Here is an 18,322-nt window from a genome sequence, read left to right on the forward strand (position 1 = left end):
AAACTCTTCAGTTTAAAATCAATAGTACATATAGTGTACCAATCTTGGCTCATCAATTACTGACAAAAATTTGCTCAAATAAACTTCGAGTAATTTCTACCATCAATCAATGAAAATAATTTCGATCGATCAATCAGTAAAAATCCACACAAGTTGTTCTTCATAATCTCTTAATGATCTTCTTGTTGGTTCGTCACCAGCAAGCTAGGTCGGTTATATTACTCTTTATTTCTAAAGAGTCAACCGGTAATTTAAATTATTTTTAAACTTTCTCTCTAAAACCCAACTCAATCAATTCAACCAAGTCATTGTTTTATCAGAAGTTTTAATCTTCATCACCGCCGATGGATGTGCATTCTACAGCATTTCACATTCGTTGCAACACCCTTTTCCATTTATTTTTATTTTTTCATTACGTTTGTTTATTTATTCTACTAAATTGAGTTTTTTTATTATTTTTTGAGCATAAAAGGGACAATATTTCCATATTTGTCCGTTAATTTATCTTTTTCATTCTTTTCTTGCCATTTTAAAGCTCGACAATCGACATATTCACAGTAGCCACCTTCCCCACACTCGATTTCGTCGTTGATTTTGATTTGATAGTTAAAGCTTCCTGCATAGCCTGCGCCAAGTCCAAATTTAAAATCCCCACGGCTCTGCGCTTGTACATGTATTTTCAGTTTGTCATTTTGGTAAATCCATTCAAATTCACGTGGTAAATACATTTTTTGCAAATTGGGGGTTTTAACCACAGGATAAACGCGCATGACTTTAAAGAACACGCCTTGGTCTGCCATGAACACTTGCTGCTGATTTAAATCTCTTAGATATAAACGTGAACTCAAAATATTGTTATAGCGGTCTCGCGTTTGCATAAAGATGATTTGACGCTGTCGGCTGAGGTTGATCACCTGATGGGTATAAAACGCTAAAGGTAAATATGGAAACTTGCGTATTTGTGCATAAGACAAAACAGCCAACTGATTTACATCATACATCTGGCCCTGAAATTTGATTTGACCTTCACATTGACACATCACTGACCAATATTCAGCAAGACCTAATCTTAATTTAATTAAACACGAGGAAATATCGGTAGTTTGCACGGACAAATCTAAACTGAGTTCAGTATCTGCTCGATGGATTTGAAATACCGCTCCATCCCAACCGATCTGCTCTTTATCTCTAAACGTAAAGACGGTCTCACTCAGACTACAGTCATCTTTAATGGAATAGGATTGTAATTGACCAACCATATGACCACTTACACTGGTCATTACTGTGGCCGTATTGAGTTCGTCTTGTTGAATAGCCGCAGGATTTTGAAAAGCGGGAATCTGAGGCTGCCCGAGCCAACTCATAAAGTTAAGATAATGTAATGGCGCAGGAAGATTCGGTAGACAAAGTCCATAATGGACTGAAGGATATGGCGTATTCGGCGCATGTAAATTTATTTTTTTATGTTGTAAATCTGGAGCTTGATTCAGTCGCCTTGATTGATCCAAGAAATCTTGAAATATCTGCATATCAAGCTCCTTTTCATTTTTTTATTTCATGCTTTAACTCATGCTTCTGCCTTTTTTGCCATTAAGGTGGTGACAAAACCAGACAATGCATAAATCACTGAAATAATTAAAATACCCATTGGAATATTATACGTTACAGCTGCTAAAACAAAGACGATTATTGGTAACACGGCAAATGGAACACGGCGACGATCCACCGTTTTAAATGAATAGTATTTCACATTTGAGATCATCAATAGACCCACTGCAATAATCACTACCGCATTAAAAATCTGAATACCTGTTTCGCGTAAGTCGAAGACTGCAGGGATGTCCATGCCTACCCATACCAATGAAATAATCATAACGGCTGCGAGTGGACTTGCAACACCAATAAAGTAACGTTTATCGACAACCCCAATTTGTACGTTAAAACGCGCTAAACGGAAGGCTGCACATGCGGTGTAAACAAAACATGCTGCCAGGCCAATACGGCCTAAGTCATTTAGACTCCAGCTATACATTAAAATGGCAGGTGCAACACCAAATGCTAGCAAGTCTGATAAGGAGTCAAACTGTTCACCAAATGGACTTTGTGCGCCGATAGCACGTGCGACACGTCCATCCAAACCATCAAATAATGCTGCAAGAAAAATAGCATAAATGGCTTGTTGAAATTCACCATTCATACTGGCAATTATTGAATAAAAGCCGGATAACAACGCTGCGGTTGTAATCAAGTTTGGCCACAGATAGATCCCACGACGTTTCACTTTATGCCCTTCATGGGTGTGCTCCTCTTCTTCAACTTCAAATGTAATGCCATCAAATGCATTTTCATCCTTCGAAGAAATTTCCCGCTCAGGTTTATTTGTATTTGTCATTGTTCGATCCTAACTGTGACCTTTCTTTTTCAAGTTTAAAATTATTCGCCAACTAACCAACGTACGGCTGCATGACCACCATTTTCATTCATACGAAGATGTGGGAACAACCATTGTAATGCTTCATCCGCATCCTGAGAGAATTTCCAAGGTGGGTTAATCACCAATAAACCACAACCATTTAGACCGACTGGAGTGTCATCTGGCCATACACAAATTTCGCAAACCAACTGACGACGAATGCCGGTTTTGTACATTTTCTTTTCAAAACGTTCAATCATCGCGCGGTCTTTAATTGGATACCATACCGCAAAAACGCCTGTCGGCCATTTTTTATAAGCAGCCACCAATAATTCTACAAGCTGTGGAAAATCTTTACGTTCTAATTCGTAAGGCGGGTCAATCATGACCAAACCACGCTTTTCTTTTGGTGGAATTACGCCCAATAAACCTTCGTAAGCATCACGCTCATGCAAGCCTGCACGTTTATCAAAAATATTGTGGCGCAATTGTTGGAACACATCACGCTGCATTTCAAAAATCGTGGCTTTATCAGTTTCACGCATGCCTTCGAGCGCAAACCATGGAGAGCCTGGGTAAGCGCCTTTACCAAAGTTTTCACGCATTTTTTCAACAACTTTTAAATATTGTTGAACACCTTCAGGCGCATTACGCTTAATCGAATCATCGAGCTTAACTAAACGATGAATACCATTTAAAAACTCACCTGATTTCTGTGCTTCAGAGGTCGAAAGATCATATTTACCTGCACCACCATGTGTATCTACATAGCGATAAGGTTTATCTTTTGCATTCAGTCGACTTAATAACTGAAGCAGCAAAACGTGCTTCATCACGTCGGCAAAGTTGCCTGCATGGAAATGGTGACGGTAATTCATGTTTCTTTAATTCCTGATATCAACGGACATTTTAGCATGAAAAATAGTTTCATTCCGATGCTATTCTTGCTCTAGAATACGTCACCTTTTTTTCCACAACTTTATGGATCGTATATGGAAACAGCCTTTCTCCCAAAGTCTTGGCCCGTTGATCAAATCCTCGATGATTTAGATCAACACGGGTTTAGCATTATTGATGACGCTTATCCTGCTGAATATATACATGCACTTGTTGAAGAATGTATGTCAAATTTAAATAAATTTAGGGATGCAGCCGTACAAAATGGGGTCATCAGTAAAATTAGAAGTGATCATATTTTATGGATTAACGACACCTTAGATGTCGCACAAGAACACGTTCAAGCGTTACAACATTTATCAGAACAATTTAATCGCGCATTTTTTTCTGGCATTCACGAAGTCGAAGCACATTTTGCCTGTTATAACGCAGGTGAATTTTATGCCCTGCATAAAGATAATCCTCAAGGCAAAAATGGACGTGTCATTTCAGCGGTTTATTATTTGCATGAACATTGGCAAGCCGACTGGGGCGGTGAATTGCGCTTACAAGATAAGAATGATGTTTGGCATATTTTAGAACCTAAACCGAATCGCATTGCTTTATTCCAAAGTGACCTGTTACACGAGGTACTCGAAGCCAAACATCAGCGTTTATCGATTACGGCGTGGCTGCGTAATGACAGCACGATGTGGTAATTCGATATTCATCCTTTAAATCCCCTAAATTATCCTCATATATGAGTCATTCATAGATGAGGATGTACCCGATGCGTCAAAACAGTCATAAAATCATTCAGCGTATTGGCGAAACTGATCAATTATTCCTACAAGGCAACAGCCCTGAACTTGCCCTTGAGCGTGCTGACTTACGTCTGCAATTGGTTGGCTTAAGCAAGAATCATCAAGAACAAGTGTATTTTCTGCAAGAAGCCATTGTTCTGCTTGAGCAAAGCCGGATTAAATTTGAAGAAATGCCGATAGAGCTATACATCAATTTGTCTGTGCATTTAGCCAAAGCTTATATGGTATTTTTTGAAATCACCCAAGAGCAGCGCTATGCCCTAATTACCCAGCAGATTATGAAACCGATGTCCAAAGCTGAACATGGCGACATCTACTTCTATTTGGCCTATGCCTCTGCGGTAAAACAGGAACCTGCGTTAACCCGCCACTGGTTAAATAAATACTGCAAATCTCAAGAATTCAAACTCACCACATTACTTGAGCATCCTGCATTTAATCCTTATCGCCAAGAAACTTGGTTTTTAGAATTACGCCAAAGTAAACTGCACTAAATAAAAAACACCTCCGAAGAGGTGTTTTTTATTTATGGAGAAGTGAAATCTATGCTGGCTGCAGCTTATATGCATCCATATGCAACTGTTGATTCAGCTCATCAATCCAAATGGCCCAATCATCATCTTGTACTAAATGGCTGATTAGAAAGTCGCGCTGTGCTTTATTCCAAAACGGCGCATCATGTAAATTTTCACTTGCGGCAAGCTGATGCGTACGTACGTATAACTCGATCGCAGCTGGACTGCTGGCTAACCCCAATTGAGAAAACAATAAAGCTAAGGATGGTTTATTTTGATTGAGCATCTCGCCCTCCTTATCAACTAATCTGTCATTTATTATTTAATTAACTTATATGATGCTGATAAAAAAACCTAGCGATAAAACTAGGTTTGTTGTTTCAAATTGTATTTAGATTTTGCATGATCCTGAAAGCTTATGTTCTGTATGCAATTGTTCATTTAAAATATCGACCACCATGGCCCAGTCATCATCTTTTTTCCAATGACTAATAATAAAGTCGCGCTGTGACTTCGTCCAAAATGGCGCTTCATGCAGTGGAACATCCATGGTGATTTGATGCGTTTCGATAAATTGATCGATGCCTTCCGGACTGGCATCCAACCCCAATTGTTCAAAAAATAGTTCCAACGTCGGTTGTTGATCAAACATTGCCGTTCTCCTCAAACTAATAACATTTCTCCCATCTTTATAGTTATCTGTTTATTTGACTTTGTCAGTTGCAACAGCATCTCAACGTGTTATTTTTTGTTCAAAAATTAAGCGTGGTATTTTTCGCAGGCCATAAAAAAAGCACCCCAAATGGAGTGCCTTTTTATAATTTAATTTAAAAAATTAAATTATTTAACCATGTCAGCAACTGCTGCACGTTCTTCTTCAAGCTCGTTTAGAGTGAAGTTGATACGTTCACGGCTGAATTCGTCGATTTCAAGACCTTGAACGATTTTGTATTCACCGTTTTCAGTTGTTACAGGGAAACCGAACATTACGCCTTCAGGAATACCATAAGAACCGTCAGAAGGAATACCCATAGTTACCCATTTGCCGTTTGTGCCAAGAGCCCAATCGCGCATATGGTCGATTGCAGCGTTTGCAGCAGAAGCAGCAGAAGAAAGACCACGTGCTTCGATGATCGCAGCACCACGTTTACCAACAGTTGGAAGGAATACGTCTTTGTTCCAAGCAGCATCGTTGATTTTGTCTTTTAAGCTTTCGCCGTTTACATTTGCAAAACGGTAGTCAGCATACATAGTTGGAGAGTGGTTACCCCAAACTGTCATGTTTTCGATGTCAGAAACTGCAACACCAGCTTTTTGAGCAAGTTGAGTTAACGCACGGTTGTGGTCAAGACGTAACATTGCTGTGAAATTTTTCGCTGGAAGATCTGGAGCAGATTTCATTGCGATGTAAGCGTTAGTGTTTGCAGGGTTACCTACAACAAGAACTTTAACGTCACGGCTAGCAACTTCGTTAAGCGCTTGACCTTGACCGATGAAGATTTCACCGTTTACTTTAAGAAGGTCAGCACGTTCCATACCAGGACCACGTGGACGTGAACCTACAAGAAGAGCGTAGTCAGCATCTTTGAATGCAACTTTAGGATCATCAGTACCGATCATACCTTCTAAAAGAGGGAATGCGCAGTCATCAAGTTCCATCATTACGCCTTTAAGCGCTTGTTGAGCTTTCTCAACTGGAATTTCTAATAATTGAAGGATAACTGGTTGGTCTTTACCCAACATTTCACCGCTTGCGATACGGAATAATAAGCTATAACCGATTTGACCAGCTGCGCCAGTAACGGCAACACGAACTGCTTGCTTCATGTAATTATCTCCAATTGAGGAAGGTCATAATGATTAAATAGCTGTTCTATCTAATCTTAATAATCATAAACGGCAAATATTGTACTCCAATCTTTTGACGCTTGCATGTAAAAGAGAATGCTTTTCAACAAAAGTATGATAGGAAATATAAATAAAATGCCGAAAAAAGCTTAGAAAGAACCTTTAATTATGAAAGTTGCAGGACAATTTCCGACGATTGTCGTAGGGCAACTTTTGTACTGACCATTGTTTTTATAGCAAATTTTAATCTCAGTCAGTAGGCTGCCACCACGGGTTTGCATACAGTTAAATTCAATACTTTGTGATACCAATCCGCTGTTCATACGCAACATTTTATTACGCAAGACATTGGCTTGAATGGACTGGGTTTCTTGGCTAGTCAATTCATCTGGAATTTTTAGTTTATCTGCATGATTAATAATGGTTCTGAAATACTGGCTGGCATTCATTGGGACACAGCCGCCTGTATTGTGCCAAAGCGCCACGCGAGCATTTTCATCAGGCATAATCCGTGCAACCACTTTCGCTTGCAACGGAGAAAGTTTAGCTGAACTATTGGTCGTGCAATCACGTGTAGAGGTTTCTGGATATAGACCCGTGATATTGAGTGAATACCCTTCTAAACATTTACGTTTTTTACTTTTTAATGGGTCATAGGCGCAAACAGCAGGCACCATTTGCACATCCATCACATACCCTTTTACAACCGGTGCAGCCGAAAGCATAGACATACCAAAGCCTGCACCACTGCCGATGAGCAGTGATGTCAGTATTCGATAAGCAGGTCTAATGTCCATTTTCGGCATTCATCATTTACCCATATTGCGCCTAAAAACAGGCGCATCTTGCTTTAAAATTTATTGCGCATTCCGTAATGGAATCATTTGCATTCTTTTTTCAATCGATTGTGGCCCCTGACCTAATAAAAGGCCGTAATGGGTTGCATTGGTCATCACATGTTTTACATAGTCTCGAGTTTCCGTTAATGGAATCGATTCCGTATATTGATCCGCTGCAATTGCTTGATATTCAGGCTGCCAGCGTCGAGCACGATTTGGACCCGCATTGTAACCTGCGGTCGCTAAGACTGGACTATTACTCAATTGACGTTGAATCATCGATAAATAGAAAGTGCCATAACGAATATTGGTATTCATATCCGTTAATGCAGCGGGGTTATAACTCTCCCCCATCTGACGAGCCACCAATTTTGCGGTGTCTGGCATAATTTGCATTAAACCACCGGCACCGACATGTGAACGTGCGCTAGTGACAAACCGACTTTCTTGACGCATCAAACCATAAGCCCATGCAGGGTCAATGCCGGCATTACGACTATGACTCACCACATAATTTTGATGCGGCATAGCATAACGTAAAGCATAATTGTGCTGTTTAGTGGTTCGATCTGCCGCATAAATCGCCCGATCATACCAACCCATATCGGTTGCACGTTTAGCTGCGGCAAGAATCATGCCATCATCATGCTTTAAATAGGCTTGACGCACTGCCCAGTTCCATTCACGGTTAATATAGCTGTCAGATGCATTAATATTGCGCAATGCAAAGGCACGACGGAAGTGAATATCCTGACTGAGACGCTGCGCATCTTGTGACGAAGGCTGCACATTTGACGGAATATTGTTATAAGACTGACCAATTTTGTCACGTGCTAACAAATTATGGTAATCATCGCCAACGGCAAGCTTGCGATAAATTTCTTTTGCCGCACGTTTAGATGAGGCATCTCCACGTTGTTCAGATGCTCGTGCTAACCAATATTGCCAACGGTCTTCTTGCTTTTGCGAAACGCTCATCGCATCAATTGCACGAATGACACTTTCCCATGCGCCAAAACGAATGGCTTGTCGCGCATAAATCTCGGCTTCTTCTGCACTAAAAGGCAGTCCATAACTCAAATCAAGATAATTTAGAACTTCACGGTTGAAATTGTTTTTCATCACCGTTGTACCACCGATATACCCGACACTACGGTATAGGGCTTTTTGTACATCGGCTGGTGTGCCTTCTGCTGCACGTTTCACCGAAGAAATCGCGCCATTTAAGTCGCTATCGGCCAAGCGACCCATCGCATAAATCAGGTATGCATGATCTTCAGCTGTGGCTTTGGGTGCAGACCATAAATAATTCAGTGGATTGGCTTGAATCGTGTTGAGTTGCGATAAATTAATATTCACGCCAATGGTTTGCGCAGTCGCAATCGCTTGCCCTGACTGTCCGGCTCTTAACTGCCCCCACATCCGTTGATGGCGGTCATCTTGAGTCATTAAAGGACTTGATAACATCATACGGCCCAAGCCAGTACACGAATCAGGTTGTGAGTTTGTGGTCAACCATACATCTTTAAATTCTGCATAAACCAGTGGATCGCCTGACTTGGCACGAACTTGGGCCATGGCACAGGTTTCAGCACGGTCAGCATTAGTCACATATTGCAAGACAGGCTGTGCTGTAGCGAAATCGGCTTGTTTGACTTTTTCTTCAACATAATCTGCGGCTAATTTTTCTGCCATTGCCGAGTTTGGATAACGCTGTGCAAAATTAGTAATCGCACTTGCAGGCTGTGAAGCCAAATTGTTATTGAGCAACCAATATTCTGGGTAATAGCCCAAAACATCATTTTGCATGGATGATTGGTATTGTTGTAACAAACCTATATTGCCTGCATTCGCAGCACGTAAAGCATCGTTAAACTGCTCATCTGCGGCTTGGGCAAACGCAGAAATTCCGGAGAGTCCCACACTCAAAGCAAGTAATTTAGCGTAATTTTTCTGTTTAAAATTATGTTTTAACATCCACTTGCCTTCTTTCATGTCATTCCGCCCGGTTACAACACATCGAACTTTATTTAGGAATTAGTTTAATAATTCTAAACTCTGCATTGTGTTCTGTTATGTAACCTTATGATTAGCCAATATTAATTTTCAAACATTTTTACTTCATAAATCAATATGGCAGAGTTGTAATTTTAGGCTGTAAGTTTCTAGTGAATTACTGCTAAAATATTGCCCATTCTTAAAATCCCCTTTTTTGACCTCCGCAGCTGCACAATTCGACTGATTGAATTGTCTGTCAGCCACGTATGGTTATTGATTTTCATAAAATTCCTTTAGGAGCCTACATGACGGTTCAAACCTTCATCCCCAATAGTGCCCAAGCTGCCCCAGATAACACTGTTACCCAGCCACAGCACACCCCAGCTCAAGATGGAGCAGTGAAAAAACTGTACATCGAAACGCAAGGGTGTCAGATGAATGAGTATGACAGTCAACGTATGGGCGACCTTTTAGGTGATTCTCACGGCTATGTGCTGACAAACGATCCAAAAGAAGCGGATATTCTCCTGATGAATACCTGCTCTATCCGTGAAAAAGCACAAGAAAAAGTATTTTCTGAGTTAGGCCGCTGGCGCAAGCTGAAAGAAAAAAATCCTGACTTGGTGATTGGTGTTGGTGGCTGTGTTGCCTCTCAGGAAGGTGACAACATTCAAAAACGCGCACCGTATGTAGATATGGTGTTTGGTCCACAAACCTTACACCGTTTACCGCAAATGTTAGATCAGCATACTGAGCAAGTGGTCAAACCGAAAAAAGAAAAAATTCAGTTGGTGGATATTTCATTCCCTGATATTGAAAAATTCGACTTTTTACCTGAACCGCGTGTAGAAGGCTTTAAAGCGTTTGTTTCTATCATGGAAGGCTGTTCTAAATACTGTTCATTCTGCGTGGTTCCCTATACCCGTGGTGAAGAAGTTTCTCGCCCACTCGATGACGTATTGGCTGAAATTGCCACTTTAGCTGAAAAAGGCGTACGTGAAATTTCATTACTCGGCCAAAACGTGAATGGCTATCGTGGTGAAACTTTTGAAGGTGAAATCTGTACCTTTGCAGACTTATTACGTTTAGTCGCTGAGATTCCGGGGATTGGCCGTATTCGTTACACCACATCGCACCCGCTTGAATTTAACGATGACTTGATTCAGTGCTATCGTGACTTACCGCAAATGGTTTCTCACTTGCATCTACCAGTTCAAAGTGGTTCAAACGACGTGCTACAAGCCATGAAACGCAACCACACGATTGATGTTTATATCGATAAGATTGCAAAATTACGTCAAGTTCGCCCTGATATGCATTTATCTAGCGACTTTATTATTGGCTTCCCAGGTGAAACTGACCAAAACTTCGAAGAAACTTATCAATTTATCCAAGATATGGACTTCGATCATTCATACAGTTTCATCTACTCAAAACGTCCAGGTACTCCTGCTTCAGAACTTGAAGACACCACCCCTGAAGATGTGAAAAAAGAACGTCTTGCCAAAGTTCAACAATGGATTAAACAATCTAGTATTGATAAAACTGATGCCATGCTAGGCACCATTCAACGTGTCTTGATTGAGTCTGTTTCAGACAAAGATCCGAACTTGCTGATCGGTACTGCAGACAATACACGTTTGGTTAGCTTTATCGGTGATCCTGCATGGGTTGGGCGTTTTGCAGAGATTGAAGTGACCGATATTAAAACTTTGAAGTTTGTTTACGGTGAACTCTTGAATCTTGAGCCTGACGTGGCGTAATGTAAGCTTAATCGTCAGACCAATTTAAAGGAATTCTCTTGACTGCAGCGATTCGACGTACTGTAACTTTTGCTGGTATTCCACTTGACCGTTTACAAAGCATGCTCGGTGCCTATAACGGTCATCTCAAACAAATTGAACAACGTTTAGATGTCAAAATTTCTCATCGTGCAGATGCTTTTTTTGTCGATGGGGAAATCGATGCGGTAGAGAGAGCCGAAAGTCTCCTTCACCGTCTTTATGAAGAGTCCGAAACCAATCCACAGATTAGTGCGGACATTTTACACATGATGATTCAAGGCAGTCAGACTGACCGCGAAATTCAGGAAGATTTTTCTGAAAATGAGCATACCGGTTTAGACAATGTTTATCTACAAACCCGTAAAGGTCGGATCAATCCACGTGGTGCCAATCAAAAACGCTACGTACAACGTATTTTACAAAGCGATATTTCATTTGGTATCGGCCCAGCGGGTACAGGTAAAACTTATCTAGCGGTCGCCGCTGCTGTAGATATGCTAGAACGTAACGAAATTCAACGCATTTTATTGGTTCGCCCTGCGGTTGAAGCCGGTGAAAAATTGGGTTTTTTACCCGGTGATTTGAGCCAAAAAATTGACCCTTACTTACGTCCGCTATACGACGCTTTGTATGAAATGCTCGGTTTTGAAAAAGTCGCTAAACTAATTGAACGTCAAGTGATTGAGGTTGCACCACTGGCCTACATGCGTGGTCGTACCTTAAATCATTCTTTTGTGATTTTAGATGAAGCACAGAACACTACCCCTGAACAGATGAAAATGTTCCTCACCCGTTTGGGTTTTGGTTCTCGTGCGGTAATCACGGGTGACATTACACAGGTCGATTTACCTCGTGGTCAACAATCTGGTTTGGCACATGCCTTACGCGTGATTGAAAAAATCAAAGAAATTCATATTACTCGCTTTCACTCTCGTGACGTGGTACGTCATCAATTGGTTCAAAAAATTGTTGAAGCCTATGAGGGATGGGACAGCGAACAACATCGCCTCACGGCTGAACAACGTGCAGAACGTAAAGCACGTCAGGAAGCCTTGGTGGCGGACAATGATGCTAAAGCTGATGGGCAGCATCAAGACGAAAACATTTAAGGATTCATTTTGAAACTTAATCTCTCCTTGCAGCAAAATTTTCAGTCACCTGAATTGGTGGTGAAACGTGCGCATATCAAAAAAGTCGTGGAAACGGCTTTACGTCATATCGATACACAAAGTGATTGTGAGATCGGTATTGCATGTGTGGACAATGACGAAAGCCACAAATTGAACTTGGAATATCGTGGTAAAGACAAACCGACCAATGTGTTGTCTTTTCCAAGCGACCTCCCCGATGAAATGGCAGCAGTTTTAGACTCATTTCCGATTGGCGACTTGGTGATTTGTATTCCTGTGGTTCTTCGTGAAGCACAAGAACAAAGCAAAGCACCCCTGACCCACTTTACGCATATGCTGGTACACGGTACGTTGCACCTGATGGGCTATGACCATGAAACCTCTAATGAAGATGCTGAAGAAATGGAAGCTTTGGAGATCGAGATTTTAGCCAAATTGGGGTTTGATAACCCTTATCTGGAAAGAGATTAAGAACCCAAAAAGCGAGCTACGGCTCGCTTTTTTTTATCGTCATAAAAACCAAGGAAGGAAAGATATGCAATATGTCGTGATTTTTAAAGCACGCATTCATACACTTGATGAACTGTATTTTTCGACTGCACAGCAGCTTAGAGACAAAGCTTTGACACACTTTAACTGTCAACATTTTGAAGCGCTGACAGAGGCTGAGCATGAAATTGCCCTTTCCTACTGGAATACGTTAGAAGACATTCGAGCTTGGCAACAAGATGCACAACATCTGGTCGCGCAACAATTGGGGAAAAACCAATGGTATGCGAGTTTTAGCGTCGAAATCTGCGAAGTTTTGCGACGCTATCACAACTGATTAACGCACCTCAAACTCTGCTTCTGCAGGATCAAAGCGCCAAGTACGCACAATACGAAGTTCTGAGATTTCTTTCATTTTGGCATCAAACAAACCAAAAGGTGCCGCCTTACGCACAGAGGTTTTTGCAGCTTCATCCAATAAACTTGAACCTGAACTTTCGATCAAACGAATGGCACGAATCCCGCCATTACTGTTCAAAATAACCATTAAACGTACTTCACCGCGTAGCTGTTGCTGTTTTGCCGCTTCAGGATAATAACGGTTGCCATAAAACTCGACTTTTTCGCGGAATTTTTCCATATAGGCCGCAGAAACATCTTGCTTGGCTTGAATACCATCAATGGTTTTAATTTTTTGCTGACGGCTAAAGTTTTGCTGACGTTGTAAATATTGGGCTTCGATACTCGCCACCATCGCAGCCTTGGCCTGAAACTGACTATTCAACTCCTCAACGGCTTTTTTGCGACTGTTTTCTTCCGCTTGTTTTTGCCAACTCAAAGTTGTCATCAACACTTTATCTTCAAAGCTGAGCTCTTTCTTTTGTTGCAGTTGTTCTAAAGCTTCGCTTTTTTGCTCCCCGGCTTTTTGTTCGATCATCGGTGCAGGCATGTCACTCGACATACGATGTGACTCACGGAATGTCCCTGAGCCCTGCTGATCGGCTTGTGCTAAAAAGTCTGCATGTTCAATTTTTTCCGTCGTAGAACGTAAAGAAACTGCAATTTCTTTGGTGTTATAGTCAGCCTCTTGGGGCATGGAAAATTGCATGGTTAAAAAAGCCAAATGCAACACAGCAGCAAACGCCAATGCAGTTGCAAATATGGGATCTTTCCACCACTCTTTCATCAAGGGCATGAACGTTATTTTTTTCAGCATCACATTAAACCGACAATTTGCCGCATTCCCCAAACTGCTTAAAACAGTATAAAATAAAACTCGTATTCATTTTTTGATGAAAACGAGAAATCCATCAACACATAGATAATGCACAATTAAAATCATGAAAATGGTGCAATTTATTTTGCTAAACTGCAAGATCAAAACCTTGTGTTTTTATAGAAATCGACAAGATACACATCGTCAAAAAACATAATTTGTCAGGATGCACTTCTTATGCAAACGCTAGTTTCCAATATCGCTAAACGTATACGCCAAGTGTACCAAAAAGCTGAAGGATTTATTGAAGATGAGCGTGAATTCCCAATGTCTCAAGTGTTTTTAAATGCGACATTTCAGCGCTTTGTGACCGATAATGTGAAAATGCTCAAAGACTTGCATGCTGACCTTCATGACGACTGGCTCAGACTGTATGCCACACTCGATTATAATGGACTGCTCATCACGCTTTCCGTGGACCTTAAATTGGTGCAAATGGAGCTGAATAAAAATACCCAATTGATCGTATTTGAACAAATTAGTGATACACAAGTGATTGAAGCGAAGTATCCAAATGTTCTGTATAAGATGGGCGTGCGCATGGCCTTATGGTTCTATCAAAAAGTACTCAACCAAGATCCATTGGGTATGATTTTGGAAAAGCTCAATGTGATCAAAGTTAAAGATGATTTACTGTATTTAGACCTGAATCGCTGGCTCGGTAAAAGCCGCTCGATTATCGACACACTGGGCAAAGTCCATGTCAATCATGCTGTTTTACGTGAGGCTGAATTGGTGGTCATCGGTAACGTTAATCTAACAGCGCTGTTTACTAAAATGGCACAACAGCGGATTGAAGACTGGGATGATTCAAATTTAAAAGACGATGAAGTCACGCCAATTAAGCAAAAGGAAAGCTAGACTTATCCTGTACTTAGATATCTTGAGCCTATAAAACGCTACACAATATATACATTAGGCACGGATTTGTGACGTGATTCTCCACAATCCAGCCGCATAATAAACATATCAGGTGGTTTAGCCCACCGCACTTCTATTGAATAGGAAAACCATACTTATGGCACATTCACTTTTGAAAAATTTAGGTCTTGTTGCTGGGGTATCGACTACACTGCTTTTGACTGGTTTCTCAAGTCAGTCATTTGCCATGAGTCCATTCCAAGCCAACTACCAATTTAACTACAACGGCAAAAACTTGGGTTCTGCAACACGTACCCTAAAACAATCTGGGAATAACTGGACCTATGTTTTCGCAGCAAAAGCTGGTGCGATGGCCTCTGCAACTGAAACCAGTCGTTTTAGTTTAAATGGCAGCCAAATTCACTCGAACAGCTTTAGCCGCAGCAGCAAAATTTTGGTGCACAACAACACCATGAATATTAATTTTAATGCTGGCGCAAAAACCATTAATACCAAAAAAGATGATAAAGCGCGTTCATTTGCGTGGAAATCAGGTGTGTTAGATGAACTCAATGCTGAATTGCAAATTCGTGAAGATTTAAAAAATGGTGGTTTGAAATCGAATTACTACATTGCCGATGCCAAAGAGGTTGAAGCTCGTAAGTTCGTGAAACAAGGCACTGAAAAAGTGAAAACCACTTATGGAACTTTTGACACCGTGAAAGTCGTGATGCGTCATGACAAACCAGGCCGTCAAACCACCTTCTGGTTAGCGCCAAAACTAGATTATCTACCTGTCAAAGTTTCCCACCAAGACAATAAAACCTCTTACGGTTTATTGTTAACGGGCTATAAAGGTGCAACAAATTAATTGATTTGATCAATTTCGCTTGCATTTTTCACGGTGCTTTTTAAAATACGCTTTTGCTTTAAAAAGCACCTGCCCCTCGAGGATTCTCCCGTGCACGCTCTGGAACAGAAAATCTTAGCTGAAGGTATCGTTCTCTCTGAAGAAGTTCTGAAAGTCGATTCTTTCCTGAACCACCAAATTGACCCTGTGATGATGCAACAAATTGGTCAAGAATTTGCCCGTCTTTTTAAAGATGCTGGCATCACAAAAATCATTACGATTGAAGCATCAGGTATTGCACCTGCAGTAATGGCTGGTCTTGAACTTGGTGTTCCTGTGATTTTTGCACGTAAATATCAATCTTTGACCTTAAAAGATGATTTGTATCGCTCAAAAGTGTTTTCTTTTACCAAACAAACTGAAAGCACGATCGCGATTTCTAAAAAGCACATCAATGCTGAAGATAAAGTTTTAGTGATTGATGACTTCTTGGCCAATGGTCAAGCGGCTTTAGGTCTTGCAGATCTTATTCATCAAGCAAGTGCTGAAGTATTGGGTATCGGTATCGTGATTGAAAAATCATTCCAACCTGGTCGTGATATTTTGCTTGAAAAAGGTTATCGCGTTGAATCATTGGCACGTGTGAAATCGCTGGCGAATGGTACAGTTGAATTTGTTCGTGACTAGTTTGCGTTCAAAAGAAAAAAGAACACATCAGGTGTTCTTTTTTTTTCTAAAAATTTGCCATTAAGATGACATAAAGCGCACTTTTTAACGCTTTAGTTACAAGCAGACAAAACATCGGTGTGCAAAACTCGATAAAATTCAGGAAAATCGTCACATTTGATCGAATGGGTCAACTACTCATCTGTCAAATTACATTATGCTGCACCATAAATTCGGCCACTTTATTTTTTAAGGCTATGGAAAGTTATGAATACAGAAGATCAAAACATGGAACCGACAATTAAATGTCCAAAATGTGGATCAACCCATATTGAAAAGCGTAACCATGAACAAAACTTACAAAAAATTGGTGGTGTCTTACTCAGTGGTGCAGGAACTGCTGCAGGGACTGTCGGTGGTGCGGCATCTGGCGCATCTATTGGTGCTGCGATTGGTGGCGTGACTGCTGGCCCACTTGGCGTGATTATGGGCGGAACCATCGGGACTTTTGTTGGTGCAATTAGCGTCGGTATTACAGGCGGTTTTCTCGGACACCGTTTTGGTAAAAAAGCAGGTGTGATTGTAGATCAAAATATATTTTTAGATTACCAATGCAAGGCCTGCAAACAACGCTTTGAAGTTGAATCTCAACCTGAAGATGCAGCAAAAACTGAAGATCAAGACTAATTTTGATTGCTGCTAAATTAAATAAGAGCGTTTCTACGCTCTTTTTTAATAGGTTATTGTTTTTCTAATATGTATTTCTAGTCTATTGAAATGCTATTCGAAACCATGGCGAATCAATTATTTTGAAACATCAGTTAAAGATTTTGAGTCCACTTTAACTTGATCTTGTTTCGCCAAAAATTCTTTTTCTTCAGCTTTTTTCTCTTGCGGGAAATCCATACTGTGCAAAACTGGCATTGCCGTACACAAGGAAGATGCAGCAAATGCGGAACACAGGAAAATCATTCGAAAATTAATAATAGACATCACACACCCCAAAGAAGAAATTTAAATACAAATCATGTAATCAAAAAATAAAAATAACGCGCCCAAAAAGACAGCAAAAATCGATTCAAGGCCATCACTGAGCAGGCTGTATTTAAAAACTTTCAATATGTTATTGATATCACTTATTTTGGGTATTTTAAGAATAGTTCGACAGATTTATTTTTATATTTTTGGGCGCAAATACGACATCGTTAATAAAAAGAAATCACACGTAAAAAAGCAAGAAAAGTGCAATATTTAAGCCTTTTCTTGCTCGTTCGCTACAAAGTCTGTGTAACTTCCTAGAACAAGTAAGTATCAAATCAACTTTTTGACCACTTCGCCCAGGCGTTTACCCTGCTCTTCACATAAGTTTCGCTCATCTTGACTCAATGACTGATCATGGCGTGGACCACTGACATGACTTGCACCATAAGGCGTACCACCCGTTTTGGTATTCGATAATGCAGGATGGGCATTACTTAAACCCATAACCATCATTCCGTGATGAAACAAAGGTGGCAGCATGGTCAGCAAAGTACTTTCCTGTCCCCCATGCATTGAACCTGAACTGGTAAACACACAGGCAGGTTTGCCATGTAATGCGCCATTGAGCCAAAGCGCTGTGGTTTGATCCCAGAAATATTTCATTTCCGACGCCATATTACCAAAACGTGTTGGCGAACCAAGGGCTAAACCTGAGCAATGCGCTAAGTCATCTAAGCTACAGTAAATATCGCCTTCGGCAGGAATACTGGGCTGCACGTCAGTCACCACAGCGGATAAATTTGGAACGGTTCGTATTTTTACCGCCATTCCAGACGCTTCAATTCCATTGGCAATCAAATGTGCCATCTCACGTGTTGAACCATATTTGCTGTAATACAGCACTAGTACATAAGCTTGCGTCATTTTTATAAATTCAATGAAAAAAGAAAACTATACGGTATTTTTCCTATT

Annotated in this window: 21 protein-coding genes; 10 read left to right on the forward strand and 11 right to left on the reverse strand. The window is 40.7% G+C overall.

Annotated features, from left to right (window positions below; translation table 11 throughout):
* Positions 1–452: 452 nt before the first annotated feature.
* Genes FTT98_RS11575 through FTT98_RS11585 form a run of 3 tightly spaced genes read right to left on the reverse strand, consistent with a single transcriptional unit; the run spans position 453 to position 3,291 of the window.
* Positions 453–1,529, reverse strand: a complete 1,077-nt coding sequence (locus tag FTT98_RS11575) for a DUF6670 family protein (protein ID WP_180177389.1) — start codon at positions 1,527–1,529, stop codon at positions 453–455.
* Positions 1,530–1,567: 38 nt separating this feature from the next.
* On the reverse strand, positions 1,568–2,392 hold the full coding sequence (gene pssA / locus FTT98_RS11580; protein ID WP_078189231.1) for a CDP-diacylglycerol--serine O-phosphatidyltransferase: 825 nt from the start codon (positions 2,390–2,392) through the stop codon (positions 1,568–1,570).
* A gap of 41 nt (positions 2,393–2,433) precedes the next feature.
* Positions 2,434–3,291: a 23S rRNA (adenine(2030)-N(6))-methyltransferase RlmJ gene (locus tag FTT98_RS11585; protein ID WP_168379141.1), complete on the reverse strand. Its 858-nt coding sequence runs from the start codon at positions 3,289–3,291 to the stop codon at positions 2,434–2,436.
* 114 nt (positions 3,292–3,405) lie between these two features.
* On the opposite strand from FTT98_RS11585, the gene FTT98_RS11590 reads away from it, so the two are divergent.
* A complete protein-coding gene (locus FTT98_RS11590; RefSeq protein ID WP_180021654.1) occupies positions 3,406–4,008 on the forward strand; it encodes a 2OG-Fe(II) oxygenase in 603 nt (200 codons plus the stop codon).
* 71 nt (positions 4,009–4,079) lie between these two features.
* Positions 4,080–4,607 carry a hypothetical protein gene (locus tag FTT98_RS11595; RefSeq protein ID WP_180177390.1) on the forward strand — a complete coding sequence of 176 codons (528 nt, stop codon included), beginning with the start codon at positions 4,080–4,082 and terminating at the stop codon, positions 4,605–4,607.
* A 49-nt stretch (positions 4,608–4,656) separates the two neighbouring features.
* Here the strand turns inward: FTT98_RS11595 and FTT98_RS11600 are convergent, their stop codons facing one another.
* The 5 genes from FTT98_RS11600 to FTT98_RS11620 all read right to left on the reverse strand — a co-directional run bounded on the left by FTT98_RS11600 (position 4,657) and on the right by FTT98_RS11620 (position 9,310).
* Complete coding sequence (locus FTT98_RS11600) at positions 4,657–4,914, reverse strand: DUF2789 family protein (protein ID WP_078189234.1); 258 nt, start codon at positions 4,912–4,914, stop codon at positions 4,657–4,659.
* A 105-nt stretch (positions 4,915–5,019) separates the two neighbouring features.
* Positions 5,020–5,280, reverse strand: coding sequence for a DUF2789 family protein (locus tag FTT98_RS11605; RefSeq protein ID WP_078189235.1), 261 nt, complete (start codon positions 5,278–5,280; stop codon positions 5,020–5,022).
* 188 nt (positions 5,281–5,468) lie between these two features.
* Positions 5,469–6,455, reverse strand: a complete 987-nt coding sequence (locus FTT98_RS11610; RefSeq protein ID WP_078189236.1) for a malate dehydrogenase — start codon at positions 6,453–6,455, stop codon at positions 5,469–5,471.
* Positions 6,456–6,625: 170 nt separating this feature from the next.
* Positions 6,626–7,207, reverse strand: coding sequence for a ribonuclease I (locus tag FTT98_RS11615; protein WP_257221038.1), 582 nt, complete (start codon positions 7,205–7,207; stop codon positions 6,626–6,628).
* Between the two features lie 126 nt (positions 7,208–7,333).
* A complete protein-coding gene (locus tag FTT98_RS11620; protein WP_180177391.1) occupies positions 7,334–9,310 on the reverse strand; it encodes a lytic transglycosylase domain-containing protein in 1,977 nt (658 codons plus the stop codon).
* A 308-nt stretch (positions 9,311–9,618) separates the two neighbouring features.
* Here FTT98_RS11620 and miaB point away from each other — a divergent pair, with 308 nt between their 5' ends.
* The 4 genes from miaB to FTT98_RS11640 all read left to right on the forward strand — a co-directional run bounded on the left by miaB (position 9,619) and on the right by FTT98_RS11640 (position 13,053).
* Positions 9,619–11,076, forward strand: coding sequence for a tRNA (N6-isopentenyl adenosine(37)-C2)-methylthiotransferase MiaB (gene miaB / locus FTT98_RS11625; protein WP_180177392.1), 1,458 nt, complete (start codon positions 9,619–9,621; stop codon positions 11,074–11,076).
* Between the two features lie 38 nt (positions 11,077–11,114).
* Positions 11,115–12,206, forward strand: coding sequence for a PhoH family protein (locus FTT98_RS11630; RefSeq protein ID WP_111885944.1), 1,092 nt, complete (start codon positions 11,115–11,117; stop codon positions 12,204–12,206).
* 9 nt (positions 12,207–12,215) lie between these two features.
* Complete coding sequence (gene ybeY, locus FTT98_RS11635) at positions 12,216–12,698, forward strand: rRNA maturation RNase YbeY (protein WP_180123896.1); 483 nt, start codon at positions 12,216–12,218, stop codon at positions 12,696–12,698.
* A gap of 64 nt (positions 12,699–12,762) precedes the next feature.
* On the forward strand, positions 12,763–13,053 hold the full coding sequence (locus FTT98_RS11640) for an antibiotic biosynthesis monooxygenase (RefSeq protein ID WP_180123897.1): 291 nt from the start codon (positions 12,763–12,765) through the stop codon (positions 13,051–13,053).
* Here FTT98_RS11640 and FTT98_RS11645 read toward each other — a convergent pair whose 3' ends face one another.
* Complete coding sequence (locus tag FTT98_RS11645) at positions 13,054–13,911, reverse strand: energy transducer TonB (RefSeq protein ID WP_218954614.1); 858 nt, start codon at positions 13,909–13,911, stop codon at positions 13,054–13,056.
* Between the two features lie 258 nt (positions 13,912–14,169).
* Here FTT98_RS11645 and FTT98_RS11650 point away from each other — a divergent pair, with 258 nt between their 5' ends.
* The 4 genes from FTT98_RS11650 to FTT98_RS11665 all read left to right on the forward strand — a co-directional run bounded on the left by FTT98_RS11650 (position 14,170) and on the right by FTT98_RS11665 (position 17,056).
* The gene (locus FTT98_RS11650; protein ID WP_180177393.1) at positions 14,170–14,853 is read left to right on the forward strand and encodes a hypothetical protein; all 684 of its coding nucleotides are present in this window, start codon (positions 14,170–14,172) and stop codon (positions 14,851–14,853) included.
* A gap of 157 nt (positions 14,854–15,010) precedes the next feature.
* On the forward strand, positions 15,011–15,724 hold the full coding sequence (locus FTT98_RS11655; protein WP_180008408.1) for a DUF3108 domain-containing protein: 714 nt from the start codon (positions 15,011–15,013) through the stop codon (positions 15,722–15,724).
* 90 nt (positions 15,725–15,814) lie between these two features.
* A complete protein-coding gene (locus tag FTT98_RS11660) occupies positions 15,815–16,390 on the forward strand; it encodes a xanthine phosphoribosyltransferase (protein ID WP_078189246.1) in 576 nt (191 codons plus the stop codon).
* Between the two features lie 267 nt (positions 16,391–16,657).
* Positions 16,658–17,056: a hypothetical protein gene (locus tag FTT98_RS11665; protein ID WP_180010554.1), complete on the forward strand. Its 399-nt coding sequence runs from the start codon at positions 16,658–16,660 to the stop codon at positions 17,054–17,056.
* A gap of 117 nt (positions 17,057–17,173) precedes the next feature.
* Here the strand turns inward: FTT98_RS11665 and FTT98_RS11670 are convergent, their stop codons facing one another.
* Positions 17,174–17,362 carry a hypothetical protein gene (locus FTT98_RS11670; protein WP_180177394.1) on the reverse strand — a complete coding sequence of 63 codons (189 nt, stop codon included), beginning with the start codon at positions 17,360–17,362 and terminating at the stop codon, positions 17,174–17,176.
* Positions 17,363–17,680: 318 nt separating this feature from the next.
* On the reverse strand, positions 17,681–18,274 hold the full coding sequence (wrbA, locus tag FTT98_RS11675) for an NAD(P)H:quinone oxidoreductase (protein ID WP_180059183.1): 594 nt from the start codon (positions 18,272–18,274) through the stop codon (positions 17,681–17,683).
* Between the last annotated feature and the right edge of the window lie 48 nt (positions 18,275–18,322).

Origin of the sequence: Acinetobacter sp. YH12039 (assembly GCF_013420015.1) — a bacterium.
GTDB classification, from domain to species: domain Bacteria; phylum Pseudomonadota; class Gammaproteobacteria; order Pseudomonadales; family Moraxellaceae; genus Acinetobacter; species Acinetobacter amyesii.